The organism is Methylobacterium indicum (assembly GCF_001043895.1).
Lineage (GTDB): Bacteria > Pseudomonadota > Alphaproteobacteria > Rhizobiales > Beijerinckiaceae > Methylobacterium > Methylobacterium indicum.
In genome coordinates, this window is record NZ_JTHF01000043.1 from 14,997 (window position 1) to 29,080 (window position 14,084).

At 70.4% G+C, this 14,084-nt stretch carries 12 protein-coding genes; 3 read left to right on the forward strand and 9 right to left on the reverse strand.

Annotated elements, in window-relative coordinates:
- Nucleotides 1-48: 48 nt before the first annotated feature.
- Nucleotides 49-2,100 carry an excinuclease ABC subunit UvrC gene (uvrC, locus tag QR78_RS05465; protein WP_048426493.1) on the reverse strand — a complete coding sequence of 684 codons (2,052 nt, stop codon included), beginning with the start codon at nt 2,098-2,100 and terminating at the stop codon, nt 49-51.
- Between the two features lie 152 nt (nt 2,101-2,252).
- Here uvrC and QR78_RS05470 point away from each other — a divergent pair, with 152 nt between their 5' ends.
- Entirely contained in the window at nt 2,253-3,383 is a 1,131-nt protein-coding gene (locus QR78_RS05470; RefSeq protein ID WP_053220805.1) for a glycosyltransferase family 61 protein, read from the forward strand.
- Between the two features lie 357 nt (nt 3,384-3,740).
- Here the strand turns inward: QR78_RS05470 and QR78_RS05475 are convergent, their stop codons facing one another.
- Nucleotides 3,741-4,457 (reverse strand): chemotaxis protein, encoded by a 717-nt coding sequence (locus QR78_RS05475; RefSeq protein WP_048426494.1) that lies wholly within the window; start codon nt 4,455-4,457, stop codon nt 3,741-3,743.
- 682 nt (nt 4,458-5,139) lie between these two features.
- Between QR78_RS05475 and QR78_RS32400 the strand changes: the two genes are divergently transcribed.
- Nucleotides 5,140-5,784, forward strand: coding sequence for a L,D-transpeptidase (locus QR78_RS32400; protein WP_082172074.1), 645 nt, complete (start codon nt 5,140-5,142; stop codon nt 5,782-5,784).
- Nucleotides 5,785-5,865: 81 nt separating this feature from the next.
- Here QR78_RS32400 and QR78_RS05485 read toward each other — a convergent pair whose 3' ends face one another.
- The gene (locus QR78_RS05485) at nt 5,866-6,630 is read right to left on the reverse strand and encodes a DUF2076 domain-containing protein (RefSeq protein WP_048426495.1); all 765 of its coding nucleotides are present in this window, start codon (nt 6,628-6,630) and stop codon (nt 5,866-5,868) included.
- Between the two features lie 285 nt (nt 6,631-6,915).
- On the opposite strand from QR78_RS05485, the gene QR78_RS05490 reads away from it, so the two are divergent.
- Nucleotides 6,916-9,087: a malate synthase G gene (locus QR78_RS05490; protein ID WP_048426496.1), complete on the forward strand. Its 2,172-nt coding sequence runs from the start codon at nt 6,916-6,918 to the stop codon at nt 9,085-9,087.
- A gap of 81 nt (nt 9,088-9,168) precedes the next feature.
- Here the strand turns inward: QR78_RS05490 and QR78_RS05495 are convergent, their stop codons facing one another.
- From QR78_RS05495 to QR78_RS05520, 6 genes are all read right to left on the reverse strand, one after another.
- Nucleotides 9,169-9,693 (reverse strand): TadE/TadG family type IV pilus assembly protein, encoded by a 525-nt coding sequence (locus QR78_RS05495; protein ID WP_048426497.1) that lies wholly within the window; start codon nt 9,691-9,693, stop codon nt 9,169-9,171.
- Nucleotides 9,694-9,710: 17 nt separating this feature from the next.
- Nucleotides 9,711-10,160 carry a TadE/TadG family type IV pilus assembly protein gene (locus tag QR78_RS05500; protein WP_058617874.1) on the reverse strand — a complete coding sequence of 150 codons (450 nt, stop codon included), beginning with the start codon at nt 10,158-10,160 and terminating at the stop codon, nt 9,711-9,713.
- Between the two features lie 57 nt (nt 10,161-10,217).
- Nucleotides 10,218-11,480, reverse strand: a complete 1,263-nt coding sequence (locus QR78_RS05505; RefSeq protein WP_125901304.1) for a TadE/TadG family type IV pilus assembly protein — start codon at nt 11,478-11,480, stop codon at nt 10,218-10,220.
- 289 nt (nt 11,481-11,769) lie between these two features.
- Nucleotides 11,770-12,342 carry a single-stranded DNA-binding protein gene (gene ssb, locus QR78_RS05510; protein ID WP_048426500.1) on the reverse strand — a complete coding sequence of 191 codons (573 nt, stop codon included), beginning with the start codon at nt 12,340-12,342 and terminating at the stop codon, nt 11,770-11,772.
- A gap of 390 nt (nt 12,343-12,732) precedes the next feature.
- On the reverse strand, nt 12,733-13,485 hold the full coding sequence (gene truA / locus QR78_RS05515) for a tRNA pseudouridine(38-40) synthase TruA (RefSeq protein WP_048426501.1): 753 nt from the start codon (nt 13,483-13,485) through the stop codon (nt 12,733-12,735).
- The coding region (locus tag QR78_RS05520) for a methionyl-tRNA formyltransferase (RefSeq protein ID WP_048426502.1) at nt 13,485-14,084 on the reverse strand (600 nt) is incomplete at its 5' end. The genes truA and QR78_RS05520, both read right to left, overlap by 1 nt.

Consider the following 14,084-nt stretch of genomic DNA (forward strand, 5'->3'; position numbering starts at 1 on the left):
GGCGTCAACACGGCTGAACCCGGACAGGGCGTCACGGATCCCTCCGCCTCACGCATCGGCGTGGAAAAAGTCGTAGACCGCCCGGGCGGTCGCGGCGTTGACGCCCGGCGTCTTGGCAAGGTCCTCCAGCGCGGCCCGCTCGATCGCCTTCACGGTCCCGAAATGGTGCAGGAGCGCGCGCTTGCGGGTCGGGCCTATCCCTGGGATCTCGTCGAGGGGGTTCTTCACCATCTCGCGCTTGCGCTTGGCCCGGTGTGCCCCGATGGCGAAGCGGTGGGCCTCGTCGCGCAGGCGCTGGACGAAGTAGAGCGTCGGGTCCCGCGGCGGCAGGCGGAACGGTGCCTGGCCGGGCACGAAGAAGGTCTCGCGGCCCGCATCCCGGTCGCGCCCCTTGGCGATGCCGACGAGCGGCACGTCGGTGACCCCGACCTCGACGAGGGCCTTGCGGGCCGCCTCGAGCTGGCCGCGGCCGCCGTCGATCAGCACGAGGTCGGGCCAGGCCGGGAAGGCGTCGGCGTCGGTCGGGTCCGGCGCGGGCTCCGGCTCCGACGGCCCCCCCGCGGCGGCCGCCACGCTCGCCTCGGCCCTGGTGCGCGGGTGCTCCTTGACGAGGCGCGCGAAGCGGCGCTGCAGCACCTCGCGCATCATCCCGTAATCGTCGCCGGGCTTCACCTCCTCGGACTTGATGGTGAAGGTCCGGTAGTGGGTCTTCATGAAGCCGGTGGGGCCTGCGACGATCATCGCGCCGACGGCGTTCGTGCCCATGATGTGCGAGTTGTCGTAGACCTCGATGCGGCGGGGCGCCGCCGCGAGGTTGAACGAGGTGCCGAGCGCCGCGAGAAGCTTGCCCTGCGAGGCGGTGTCGGCGAGGCGCCGGGCCAGCGCCTCGCGGGCGTTGCGGGCGGCGTAGTCGACGAGGTTCTTGCGCTCGGCCCGTTTCGGGCAGTGGATCTCGACCCGGTTCTCGCCCTTGGTCGAGAGCGCGGCGGCCAGAAGCTCCGCATCCTCGATCTCGTGCGAGGTCAGCACCAGCCGCGGTGCCGGCTTGTCGTCGTAGAACTGGGCCAGGAACGAGGCCAGCACCTCGGCCGGGCTCATGCTGCGGTCGGCCTTCGGGAAGTAGGCCCGGTTGCCCCAGTTCTGCCAGTTGCGGAAGAAGAACACCTCGATGCAGAACTGCCCGGCCTGCTCGTCGAGGGCGAAGACGTCGGCCTCCTCGATGCCTTGGGTGTTCACGCCCTGCACGCCCTGGATGGCGGCGAGCGCGGCGATGCGGTCGCGGTAGCGCGCCGCCTTCTCGAATTCCCAGGCATCGGAGGCCGCCTGCATCTCGGCGGCCATCCGCTCCTTGATGGCGTTGGACTTGCCCGAGAGAAAACCCCGCGCCTCCGCGGCGAGACCGGCGTAATCCTCGACCGAGATCTCGTTCGTGCAGGGCCCCGAGCAGCGCTTGATCTGGTAGAGCAGGCAGGGCCGCGAGCGGTTCTCGAAGTAGCTGTCGGAGCAGGAGCGCAGGAGGAAGGCGCGCTGGAGCGCGTTCACCGTGCGGTTGACCGCCCAGACGCTGGCGAAGGGGCCGTAATAATGGCCGGCCCGGCGCCGCGCCCCGCGGTGCTTGACGAGTTGCGGCGCGTCGGAATCCGCCGTGAGCAGGATGTAGGGCAGGGACTTGTCGTCCCGCATCAGCACGTTGAAGCGGGGCTTCAGCTGCTTGATGAGGTTGGCTTCCAGCAGCAGCGCCTCGGTCTCGGTCGCCGTGGTGACGAACTCCATCGAGGCCGTCTCGGCGATCATCCGGGCGATGCGGTTGGTATGCGCCTGGCCCCGCGCGTAGGAACCGACCCGGTTCTTCAGGTTCTTGGCCTTGCCGACGTAGAGCACGTCGCCCTTGGCGTCGAACATCCGGTAGACGCCCGGCGAGGTCGGCAGCGTGGTCCAGAACCGCCGGATCACCGCGGTGCCGGCCTGGATCGCCCCGGCCCCGGCATCGAGGTCGAAGTCGATCTCCGGCGAGGTGTCGAGGGCGTCCACCGCCTCCTCGTCGTCCTCGATCGCGTCGAGGGCGTCGGGCGGCACGTCGTTCCCAGGCTGTCGGCTCATCCTCGCGATGTAGGCGCCGCCGCCGCCGCTGGAAAGAGCGCGCCCGGGCGCTAAAAGGCCACCGGCGCCCGATGTCGCCCCGACGACGCCTCAGAGGAGCCCCCTCCCGCATGAAACCGCCCGCATGAGCTTGCCTGCATGAGCTTGCCTGCATGAGTCTGCGCGACTGCCGGACGCCCCGCATCCCGCCGATCCGGCGCGACCTGCCGGCGGTGCGCATGGTCGAGAACGCCCTCTACCTGCCGCACAGCGAGGCGCGGGGCCGGCCCTCGGCCCTGTTCGACGATGCACGCCGCTTCGTGCCCGAGAGCGTCGATTACCGCGGCATCGTCCCGTCCTGGCAGCGTACCGACTGGCCCCGGGACTGGGCGGGGGGCCTGCCGGCGGACGTGCCCGAGGCGCCGGAGGAGGCCTATCTCTTCCTCGGCGGCGCCCACCTGCATTACGGGCACTTCCTCGTCACCACCCTGCCGCGGTTCTGGCCGCTCCTGTACGGGCGGCCGGCGGCGCCGATCCTCTGCTACGCGCCGACCGACCCGGCGCTGTGGCAGCCCTACCGCTTCGCCGTCGACATCCTGTCCCGCCTCGGCCTCGACGTGCGCGACATCCATGCCTTCGAGGGGCCGCGGCGCCTGCGCCGCGCGATCGTGCCGGCCCCGGCCTTCCAGGAGGAGGCGTTCGGGCACGCGGTCTTCCGCGACCTGTGCCTCGCGATCGGGGCCGGCTGCTACGCGCCCGACGAGGTCGATGCCGACGACCGGCCCGCCTACCTCGCCAAGACCCGGCTCGCCGGCGGCGTGCGGCGCTTCGCCAACGAGGACGAGGTGACGGAGATCCTGGCCCGCGAGGGCGTCGAGATCCTGCACCCGGAGGCGATGAGCTTCGCCGAGCAGGTCCGGCTCTTCGCCCGGCGCCGGGTGGTGGCGGGCTCCCTCGGCTCGGCCCTGCACACGACGCTGTTCGCACCGCCCGGCCGCCGGGTGGCGGCGCTGAGCCCGGGGCGCACGATCAACCCGACCTTCCGGCTCGTCGACGTCCTGTGCGGCAACGCCGTCTCCTACCTCCACCAGCCCGGTACGGCGGAGGCCGCACCCGGCGCCTTCGGCAGCCAGCAGCACCTCGCCGACCCGCGGGCGGCGGCCGAGGATCTGCTGCGGCGGATGGAGCGGATGGCGGCGGCGCCGGTGCCGGGCGGCGGCGCGGGGGCAGGTTCCCGCCTCGCGGGGGCAGGTTCTCGCCTCGCGGGGGCGTGGTCGCGCCTCTTCGGGCGGGCGCCGCTCTGAGCAGACTTGCGTTGGCAGGCCAACGCAAGTCTGCTTAGGTTCTTGTTTTGTCGCAGATTTTTGCCGCCGAACCGGTGTCCACTTCGGCGAAATCTGCTGAGAGCATTTTCCGACGAAGCGGATACCGGTTCGTCGGAAAAAACGCGGCAAAATCAAAGGCCTGGAGCGGCGTCCGGTTGCAGCGTGAACGGGCGCCGCTCTCGCGTCGTCCGGTCCGGCCGGTGTCCGACCAGTGCACGCCGGACACGGCGAAACCCGCCGGGACGGTCCGCGGCTCCCCGGGGACCGGGATGGCGGGCGACACGGCGGGTTTTCGAGATCCCTGGCACGGCGCCCGCACCGGGGCCGCGCGGGTTCTCAGTCGAACAGGGCGTCGATGTCGTTCTGGTCGACGTGGCCCGGATCCTCGTCGAGCTTCGGCCCGTTGAGGAGGCTGCTCTCGTCGTCGATGCTGACCCCGGCGCTCTCGCCGATCAGATCCTTGAACGCGTCCAGGCCGCCCCAGGCGTCGATCATCCGGTCGATATGGTCCTCGACGAACTTCAGGACGTTGACGATCTTGCTGATCCGCTGGCCGGTCAGGTCCTGGAAGTTGCAAGCCTCATAGAGCACGACGGTGCGGTCGAGGATGGCGTCGACGCTGGAGCTGTCCTTGAGCCCGCCGGTCGAGCGCAGCACCGAGGCGTGGGTCTCGATCTCCTCGACCGCGGCCAGGATGGTGGTGGTGGCGCGCTCGGTCGCGTCGACCACCGCGTCGAGTTCGCCGGCCGCCCGGCGCACGCCCTTGCCGTCGAAGTCCTGCCGGTGCAGCACCGCGATCTCGTGCTTGGTCCGGCCGATCGCGGCCTTCATCACGTCGAGCTCGGTGCGCATCCCGTAGACTTCGGCCATCTCGCGCCGGCAGGCGTCGATCACGTCGCCGGTCGTGGTCTGGGTCAGCCGCTTCAGCTCGTTGACCGTCGCCAGGATCTCGGAGATCCGGTCGTCGTTGGCCGGATTTGGCTGAGGCGACGCCTCGACCTGAGCATGGGAAACGCCGAGACTTTCCTCGATGCGGAAGCGCTTGTTCTTCATGGATCCGAGAGAGCCTGCAACCGCGGCCGCATCGTACGGCCCACGCGGTGCAGTGTCGCCAGGATTGATTGCGAATTGCTGAATGCCCGGCGCCGCAGGGGCAGGCAGTGACGAAGGATTCACGATGCCGGCGGATTAACGGTTCGGCGCAAGGGTTTAGGGAAACGCTCACCACGTTCCTTCACGGCCCGGTCCCCGCCGATCCGCTCTCCTGTCGCCGGAGACGGCGATCGGTCGGACGGATCTTCGAGGCTGGGGTGCGATGGTGATGCGCGGGATGGTGCGGGCCGGGACGGTCGCGGCGGGGCTGGGCATGATGGCGCTCGGCATCGGTCCGGCCCTGGCGCAGGGAACGACCGGCTATGGCGGCGGCTTCATCGAGTACCTGATGACCGGGCAGGACCCGGGAGCGGTCGCCCGTCCCCTGCGCGCGGCGCCGGTCGCGCCCGACGGGACGATCCTGGACGGCCGCGGCTACGGCCAAGCCCGCTATGGCCAAGCAGGCTACGGCCAAGCCGCCTACGGCCAAGCCGGCTACGCGACCCGGCCGGGCGCCTATGCCGGCGAGGCCTACGGGCAGCGGCCGGCCTATGCCCGCACGGCGGGCTATGCCGCCGGCACGTCGGGGGCGCAGGTCGGCTACGCGCCGGCCGGTTACGCGCCGGTCGAGCCCGGGGCCGTCCTGCATTCGGGCGACCCGGTGCCGGTCCGGGCCTACGCGCCACCGCCGGCCTATGCGCCGCAGCAGGCCTACGCCCCGCAAGCCCCGGCGTCCCGGCCGGCGATGCAGCATGCCTACGCGCCCGATCCGTTCGAGGCGCCCGGCACCCGCCGGGCGGCGCTGCCGGAGGCCCGGGAGGAGGAGGGGATCGGCCGGGCGATGGATCCGCGCTTCCAGCGCCAGGAGGTCGCCTATGACGGCGGGCAGCGGCCCGGCACGATCGTGATCGATACGCCCTCGCGCTTCCTCTACCTGGTCCAGCCCGGCGGACGGGCCCTGCGCTACGGCATCGGCGTCGGGCGGCCGGGCTTCGCCTGGTCTGGCATGAAGACCGTGAGCGCCAAGCGCGAATGGCCGGACTGGACGCCGCCGGCCGAGATGCTGCGCCGCCGCCCCGACCTGCCGCGCCACATGGCCGGCGGTCCCGCCAATCCCCTCGGCGCCCGGGCCCTCTATCTCGGCTCCTCGCTCTACCGCATCCACGGCACCAACGAGCCGCATACGATCGGCCAGTCGGTCTCCTCGGGCTGCATCCGGATGATGAACGAGGACGTGATGGACCTCTACGAGCGCGTGCCGGTCGGGGCCCGCGTGCAGGTGATCTGACGAGGGGCGTGATCCGACGACGAAAAAGGGCCCCGCCGCGTCGCCGCGGCGGGGCCCCTTCATGAGGAACAGACGGGCCGGTCAGACCCAGTCGTCGCTGCCGCCGTCGCCCATGTCGCCGTCGAACGAGGCGTCCTGGAAGCCGGCATCGTCACCGCCGAGCGGCGCGCCGAAATCCTCGCTTCCGCCCTGGTTGCCGAAGTAGTTATTTTCGATCACGGTCTCGCCGCCGCCCGCCGCACCGGCGCCGCCGAGGCCCGCCATGCTGCCGAGCGACGAATGGCCGCCCGCGAAGGCGTTGCTGAGCGCGCTGCCGAGCAGCATGCCGCCCGCCGCACCCGCCGCCATCGGCAGCGCCGTGGCGAGGAAACCGCCGCCGGCCCGCTGCGGCGCGGCCTGCTGGCCGCCCCAGGGACCGCCCTGCTGCGGCTGGGCGTAGCCGGGCGGGGGACCGCCGTAGCCGGGCTGCTGCTGACCATAGCCGGGCTGCGGCTGGCCGTAGCCGCCGCCCTGGTTGCCCCAGGCGCCGCCGCGCGGCGGTTGCTGCTGCGGCTCCGGCCGCGAGCCGCCGCCGAAGATGCTGGAGAAGAAGCCGCCGCCCCCGCCCTGGCTCGCGGCCTGGCCGCCGCGCTGCGCCTCGGCCCGGGCCTGCTCGAGCTGCTGGTTGAGGCTCTTGATCGCCTCCTCCTGCACGTAGACGAGCTGCGCCATCGCGTAGGGGGCATAGGGCTGGGCGCGGATCTTGTCGGCGATGAAGCGCTCCGCGTCGGCATCGCGGGGCTGCTGCGCGGCCTGCTCCAGTCGCTGGAATATGCCGTTGATGACGTCGCGTTCTTCGCTGTTCATGGAGCCGTACTCCTTCGGTTGCCGGTGGGCGGACCCGGCCCGGCGCCCACGAGATGGGAGGGGGACGGGCGTTTGTCACGGGGAGGCAACGCCCGAGCGGAGCGTTTTCGCTCACCACATGCATTACGTTTTCGTCACGGCGTCTCATCCCGCCGCGACCCGCCCCGCTCCGATTCGCCGCTCCCCCGGCGGGGCTTGTCGGCGGAACCCCGACTTTCTGGCACCTCCGTCGCCTGTTAAGGGGACCGGGACGCGGCACGTGCGGTTGCCCGCGGGAGGAACATGATGGATCGCAAGACGATCGGTGGCCTGTCGGTGGCCCGGGTGCTGCACGACTTCGTGGTCGAGGAGGCCCTGCCGGGCACGGGGGTCGCCCCCGAGGCGTTCTGGAACGGGCTCGCGGGTCTCGTGCGCGACCTCGCGCCCCGCAACCGCGCCCTGCTGGAGACTCGCGACGCCCTGCAGGCCAAAATCGACGCGTATCACCGCGAGCGGGTCGGCAAGCCGGTGGACGAGGCGGCCTACAAGGCCTTCCTCACCGAGATCGGCTACCTCCTGCCCGATCCCGGCCCGGTCCAGGTGCGCACCGACAACGTCGACGACGAGATCGCCACCATCGCCGGCCCGCAGCTCGTGGTGCCGACCTCGAACGCCCGCTACGCGCTGAACGCCGCCAATGCCCGCTGGGGCTCGCTCTACGACGCTTTCTACGGCACCGACGCGGTGTCGGAGGAGGGCGGTGCGACCCGCGGCGGCGGCTACAACCGCACCCGCGGCGCCCGGGTGGTGGCCCGCGCCCGTGCCTTCCTCGACCGCACCGTGCCGCTCGCCGGCGGCCGCCACGCCGACGTGGTGACCTACGCGGTCGAGGGCGGCCAGCTCGTCGGCAACATGAACACCGGCGACACGATCCCGCTCGCCCGGCCGGAGGCCTTCGCGGGCTACCGCGGCAAGGCCAGCTCGCCCAACGCCCTGCTCCTGCGCCACAACGGCCTGCACGTCGAGATCGTCCTCGACCGCACCCACCGGATCGGCCGCTTCGACGCGTCGGGCGTCGCCGACATCCTGGTCGAATCCGCGGTCTCGACGATCATGGACCTTGAGGATTCGGTCGCGGCGGTCGATGCCGACGACAAGGTCGTGGTCTACCGCAACTGGCTCGGCCTGATGAACGGCACCCTCGCGGCGCCGGTCGAGAAGGACGGTAAGCGCTTCGAGCGCAAGCTCAACCCCGACCGGACCTACACCGCGCCCGACGGCGCGGGCGAGGTCACGGTGCCGGGCCGCTCGCTGATGCTGGTGCGCAATGTCGGCCACCACATGTTCACCGACGCGGTGCTGGACGAGTCCGGCGCCGAGGTGCCGGAGGGGATGCTCGACGCCGCCGTGACGGCCCTGATCGCGATCCACGACCTCAAGAGCACGGGCTTGCGCAACAGCCGCCGCGGCTCGGTCTACATCGTCAAGCCGAAGATGCACGGGCCCGACGAGGTCGCCTTCGCGGTCGAGCTGTTCACCCGCGTCGAGGCGATGCTGGGCTTGGCGCCCAACACGCTCAAGATGGGCATCATGGACGAGGAGCGCCGCACCACGGTCAACCTCGCCGCCTGCATCAAGGCCGCGGCCGAGCGGGTGGTGTTCATCAATACCGGCTTCCTCGACCGCACCGGCGACGAGATCCACACCTCGATGGAGGCCGGCCCGGTCATCCGCAAGAACGACATGAAGGGCACGCCCTGGATCAAGGGCTACGAGGAGAACAACGTCGACGTGGGTCTCGCCTGCGGCCTGCTCGGCAGGGCGCAGATCGGCAAGGGCATGTGGGCGGCCCCCGATGCCATGGCCGACATGCTGATGCAGAAGGGCGCCCACCCCAAGGCCGGCGCCTCGACCGCCTGGGTGCCCTCGCCGACCGCCGCGACGCTCCACGCGTTGCACTACCACGAGACCGACGTGAAGGCCCGCCAGCAGGAGCTGGCGCGCCGCCCGCGCTCGGCCCTCGACGAGATCCTGCAGGTTCCGCTCGCCCGCTCGAACTTCGCCCCCGACGACGTGCAGCAGGAGATCGACAACAACGTCCAGAGCATCCTGGGCTACGTCGTGCGCTGGATCGACCAGGGCGTCGGCTGCTCCAAGGTGCCGGACATCCACGACGTGGCCCTCATGGAGGACCGGGCCACCCTGCGGATCTCGTCCCAGCACATCGCCAACTGGCTGCACCACGGCGTGGTGTCGCACGAGCAGGTGATGGAGACGATGAAGCGCATGGCGAAGGTGGTCGACCGCCAGAATGCCGGCGACCCGCTCTACCGCCCGATGGCGCCGGGCTTCGACGGTCCCGCCTTCCAGGCCGCCTGCGATCTGGTCTTCAAGGGCCGCGTCCAGCCCAACGGCTACACCGAGTACGTGCTGCACGCCCGGCGCCGCGAGGCCAAGGCGGCGGGCGCACCGGCCTGACGGACGGAGAGGGCAGGGCGCCGCGCGAGGCGGCGCCCTGCCTCGAAGCCCTGGCCGGCGCCACCGCGTGCCGGCCCGGGTTCAGCAGATCGCGTTCGCGTTCGTCATCACGTCGATCGCGTACCCGCGATAGGACACGCCCGACGGGCTGATGTAGGTCTTCACGAATCTCGGCAGCACGGAGGTGTAGGTGCTGCTGACGATGACCGCGGCCCCGATGTCGCCGTCGCGCATGATGTTGCCGGCGGAGGCGATCACGTCGGCATCGGTCAGGGTCGTCCGCGTGCCGGAGCAGACCTTCACCGTCCCGCCGCTCCTCTGGATCATGTACATGTCGATCGTCGCACCGGGATAGCGCACGAACGTATTGGCCCGGCGCTTGATGTACGCGTCGATCAGATCCGACATGCAGCTCGAGCTTGAGCAGGTGGACATCGCCCGCGCGATCACCACCGAGGCCCGGTTCACGTCCCGCTTCGTGTTGACCATGAAGACGATGTCGTGCGTTCCCATGAACATCAGCAGCGCGAGGCTGCTGATCACGGCGAATTCCACCGATGCCGTGCCCCGGACGGAGCGCAGGAACGTGTCGAGGCGGGCCGGCATCCGGTGGATTCACACCCCTATCGACGGAAGACGACCGAGTCCTGGGCGACCAGCTCCGGAACCATCGGCACGAGGCGCGGCGCCGGCATCTTCGCCCGCAGCAGGATGACGTCCTGGCTCGCGCCGGTGTCGAAGACGGTGCCGGTGATCGCGAGCGATGCCGTCGGCACGTTCGGGAGCCTCATGGCCTCGACCGTGATGCCGCCGGCCTGACCGAGGCAGCTCTGCCGGAAGGCGACCTTGGCGCAGATCCTGGCGACGTAGCCCGGCTTGTCCTGCGCCAGGATCTCCGGCTCGGGATTCGAGGCCGTCTGGTAGAGCGCGTCGCTGATCGTCTGCTGGAGGTAGCAGTAGACCACGAATTGCAGCAGCCCGAGCACGAGCATCAGCAGGGGAAAGGCGATCAGGGCGAACTCGACCGCCGTCGCCCCCGACCGGCACGTCAGCATCCTGGCCGCCGAGGTCACCGTGCGTGCTCGGCGAGAGGGGCGGTGGAACCATGGCATGCGCTCACGCAGGTCGATTCACGGACAGGAATTCTGGCAGAAGCGCAGGTAGTCGATCAGTCCGCCGAAGCTGTCGTCGAGCCCGGCCGCCCGCCACGAGATCCGGTATTCCTGCTGCTTCGTCACCTTGAATTTGTAGCTGCGCTCGATCCAGGTTTTCGACCAGACGCACACGTCCGCCATGTATTGCTTCATGTATTGCGGGTCTGTCGTGGCGGTCAGGGATTGGCTGTCGGACTTGTATCCGCTCGTCTTCGGCTCGACCCAGAGCTCGATCCGCCGCGTCTGGCCGTCGAGGGACACCGTGCTCATGTTCGCCCCGTTCCTCGCCACGTCGCCGTCGCGTGTCAGGCCGTCGGTGTCGTTCGGGTTCGAGCAGATGACGGTGTCGTTCGGGTACTGGTACGCGCCGACGTTCTTGCGGGCCGTGTAGACGTAGCGGATCTCGTAGGCCCCGACCGGCAGGTTGAAGATCATGTTGATCGACGAATTCGTCGTGTCGGTGTTCCTGTTGGCGTTCCTCGGGCAGGCGGCCGTCTGGGCCTGTGTCCGGGTGCCGACCTGATTGGCGCAGTCGCTGTCCAGCTCGGCGAAGGACTGGCCGTATTGCACGCCGTCGCCCGTCGCGATGGCCGAGAGCTGGTCGACCTCGACGCCGGCATTGGTCGTGCCCCAGGACTTTCCCTGGCAGAGCGCGCTGGGGCAGTTCGCCTGCGACATGGTGCCGAACACGGCCCAGCCGCCGACCAGCTGCGAGGCGTAGCCCTCGAACGACTCGGACATCAGGGTCGTCGGCGGGCCGGACGAGGAGGCGGCCTCGACGGTGCAGTCGCGCACGACCGCGAAATCGACGCTGCCCTTGTTGAGGAAGCGCTCGAAGAACAAGGCGACCGCGCCGTTCGCCACGACGTGGATGTTGCCGGGGCGGACCGTCAGCGGCGGCACGGTCAGGACCGTGGCGGAGACCGTGGGCGTGGCGGTGACCTGCGCGGTCGCGGCAAGGGCTCGCTCCGACCGGTTCTTGTCGGCGTAGGATTGTACCGTCGCGACGTAGCCGTTCGGCATGCTGAGGCCGCTCAGGCTATCGACGTAGACCTTGGCTTGGCGGCAGCTCAGGTCGGCCGCCGAGATCAGCCGCTGCTTGTACTCGACGGCGCGCGCGATTTCGATGCTGCCGCCGATGCCCACCATGATGATCGGCAGCAGGATGCCGAACAGCACCGTCGTGAGACCCGCCCGATCGTCGCGAAACCTGGAACGCCTTCCGGGAGCGAAACGCATTCTCGTCCCTACGAACAGCTCGAACCAAGTCTCTCCCCACTCTCAGCGGGAGGCGTTTAACAAGTATGAATTGATCATTGGAAGTTGTGCCGGTATCGCGACGAATTCCCGTTAAAGTGTTTCGATCGGTGTCCGGCAGCCTGCGTGAGACGGCACCCCCCGCCCCCGTCGGGCACCCGCGAAACGAGGCGGCGCCCGGCCATGTCGTGGCCGGGCGCCGCTCGCGACCCTCATCCGATGCAGGCACGTCGCGACGGACCGGATCGCGGTCCGCCGCGATGGGCGCGGCCTAGAACGGGATGTCGTCGTCCAGGTCGTCGTAGCGCTTCTGGTTGCCGCCGCCGCTCGACGACGGGGCCGGGCGCCGCTCGCCGCCGGACGAAGAAGACCGTCCGCCGGAGCTGCGGCCACCGCCGCCGCCGCCGCCGTAATCGCCGCCGCGGCTGATCTGGCCGCCGCCCATCTCGTCGCCGCCGCCCATCTCGGACATGCCGCCCTCGCCGCCGCCGCCGCGGCCGTCGAGGATCGTCAGCTCGCCGCGGAAGCGCTGCAGCACGATCTCGGTCGTGTACTTCTCCTGGCCGGACTGGTCCTGCCACTTGCGGGTCTGGAGCTGTCCCTCGACGTAGACCTTCGAGCCCTTGCGCAGGTACTGCTCGGCGACGCGGGCCAGGTTCTCGTTGTAGATCACGACCGAGTGCCACTCGGTCTTCTCCTTGCGCTCGCCCGACGCCTTGTCCTTCCAGGACTCGGACGTGGCCAGGCGCAGGTTCACCACCGGATCGCCGGAGGCCAGCCGGCGGGTCTCGGGGTCGCGCCCGAGATTGCCCACCAGGATCACCTTGTTCACGCTGCCCGCCATCGCGCTCTCCTCTCGTTCCATCTCACTTGGGCGCTCGTTTCGGCGCACGCCCACCCGACGCCGCGGACCACCGCTTCGGTCGCGCGAGTTGGGCCGAACCGGCCGGGTCCGGCAAGGGGAGGGGGAACCTTGTGCCCGAAACACACATTGCCGAGACCTGAGCGTGTTCTACATTTGTTCGATCGACAAGGCAAGCGGCATCGCACGCCGGACACCGGCGACAGACAACCCTCCGCGGCACGCGATACAATCGAGAGTCGCTAATTCAGGCGGCCTGGGGTCCGGACGGTGGGCAGGTGAACCATTCCATGCTGGACCGTCAGCGGCGACCGATTCTCCGTTACGTTCGCAGGGCTCCGGAGTTAGGCAGAACCGTTCAGTCGCGAACGTTCACTCGGACGTCGTCGGATAATCCACCCCGGTCAACGTCAGCCCGCCCGAGGGCGCCAGCGGCCCGCAGCGGGTGCGGTCGCGGGAATCGAGCACGTCGCGCACGCCCTGTGGCGTCAGCCGCCCGCCGCCGGCGAGCATCAGGGTGCCGACCATGCCGCGGACCTGGTGGTGCAGGAACGAGCGCGCCGCGGTGACCACGACGATCTCCTCGCCCTCGCGCGTCACGTCGAGCCGATCGAGGGTGCGGACCGGGCTGTTGGCCTGGCACTCCGCCGCCCGGAAGGCGGAGAAATCGTGCCGGCCGAGCATCAGCTGCGCCGCTTCGTGCATCAGGGCGGCGTCCAGCGCCCAGGGCACGTGCCAGACGAAGCCGCGGGTGAGGGCGGGCGGGGAGCGGCGATTGAGGATCCGGTAGCGGTAGTGGCGCTTGACCGCCGAGTGGCGGGCGTCGAAATCCGGCCCGACCTCGTCCGCCGCGATCACCGCCACCGGCTCGGGGCGCAGATGGGCGTTGGCGGCATCGCGCACGGTGTCGGTGCGCCACGGCTTGTCGAGGTCGAGATGGACGACCTGATGCGTGGCATGCACCCCGGCATCGGTGCGCCCGGCACAATGCACCCGCACCGGCCCGCCGACGAAGCGGGCGATGGCCTCCTCCAGCGCCTGCTGCACCGAGCGGTCGGCGGCCTGGCGCTGCCAGCCGGCGAAGGCGGTGCCGTCATACTCGACGACGAGCTTGTAGCGGGGCATCAGGCGAGGCGGCTGCCCGGTGCGAGCTGCCGCCCGCGGGAAAAATCCTCGAACGGCATCGCGCCCTTGCCGGCGGGCTGGACGGTGACGAGGCGTAAACAGCCCTCACCGCACGCGACCGTGCCGGCGGCATCCAGCAGTGTCCCGGGCTCGCCCGAGCCGTCCGCCCGGCGCGCCCGCAGCACCTTCACCCGCTCCGGCCCGCGACCGAGATCGGCCATCAGGTAGGCGCCCGGGAAGGGCGACAGGCCGCGGATGCGATCGTAGACGGCACGCGCCGGCTGCGAGAGATCGAGCCGCGCCTCCTCGTTGGTGATCTTGTGGGCGTAGGCGATGCCCTCCGGGCTCTGCGCCCGGAAGTGCAGGTTGCCGCGCTCCAGCGCGCCGAGCGCCCGCGCCATCAGGTCGGCGCCGAGCGGCATCAGCCGGTCGTGCAGCTCGCCGGCCGTCATGTCGGGGGTGATGGCCACCCGCTCCAGCATCCCGACCGGGCCGGTATCGAGGCCCGGCTCCATCTTCATTACCGCGACGCCCGTCTCCTCGTCCCCCGCCATCACGGCGCGCTGGATCGGCGCCGCGCCGCGCCAGCGCGGCAGCAG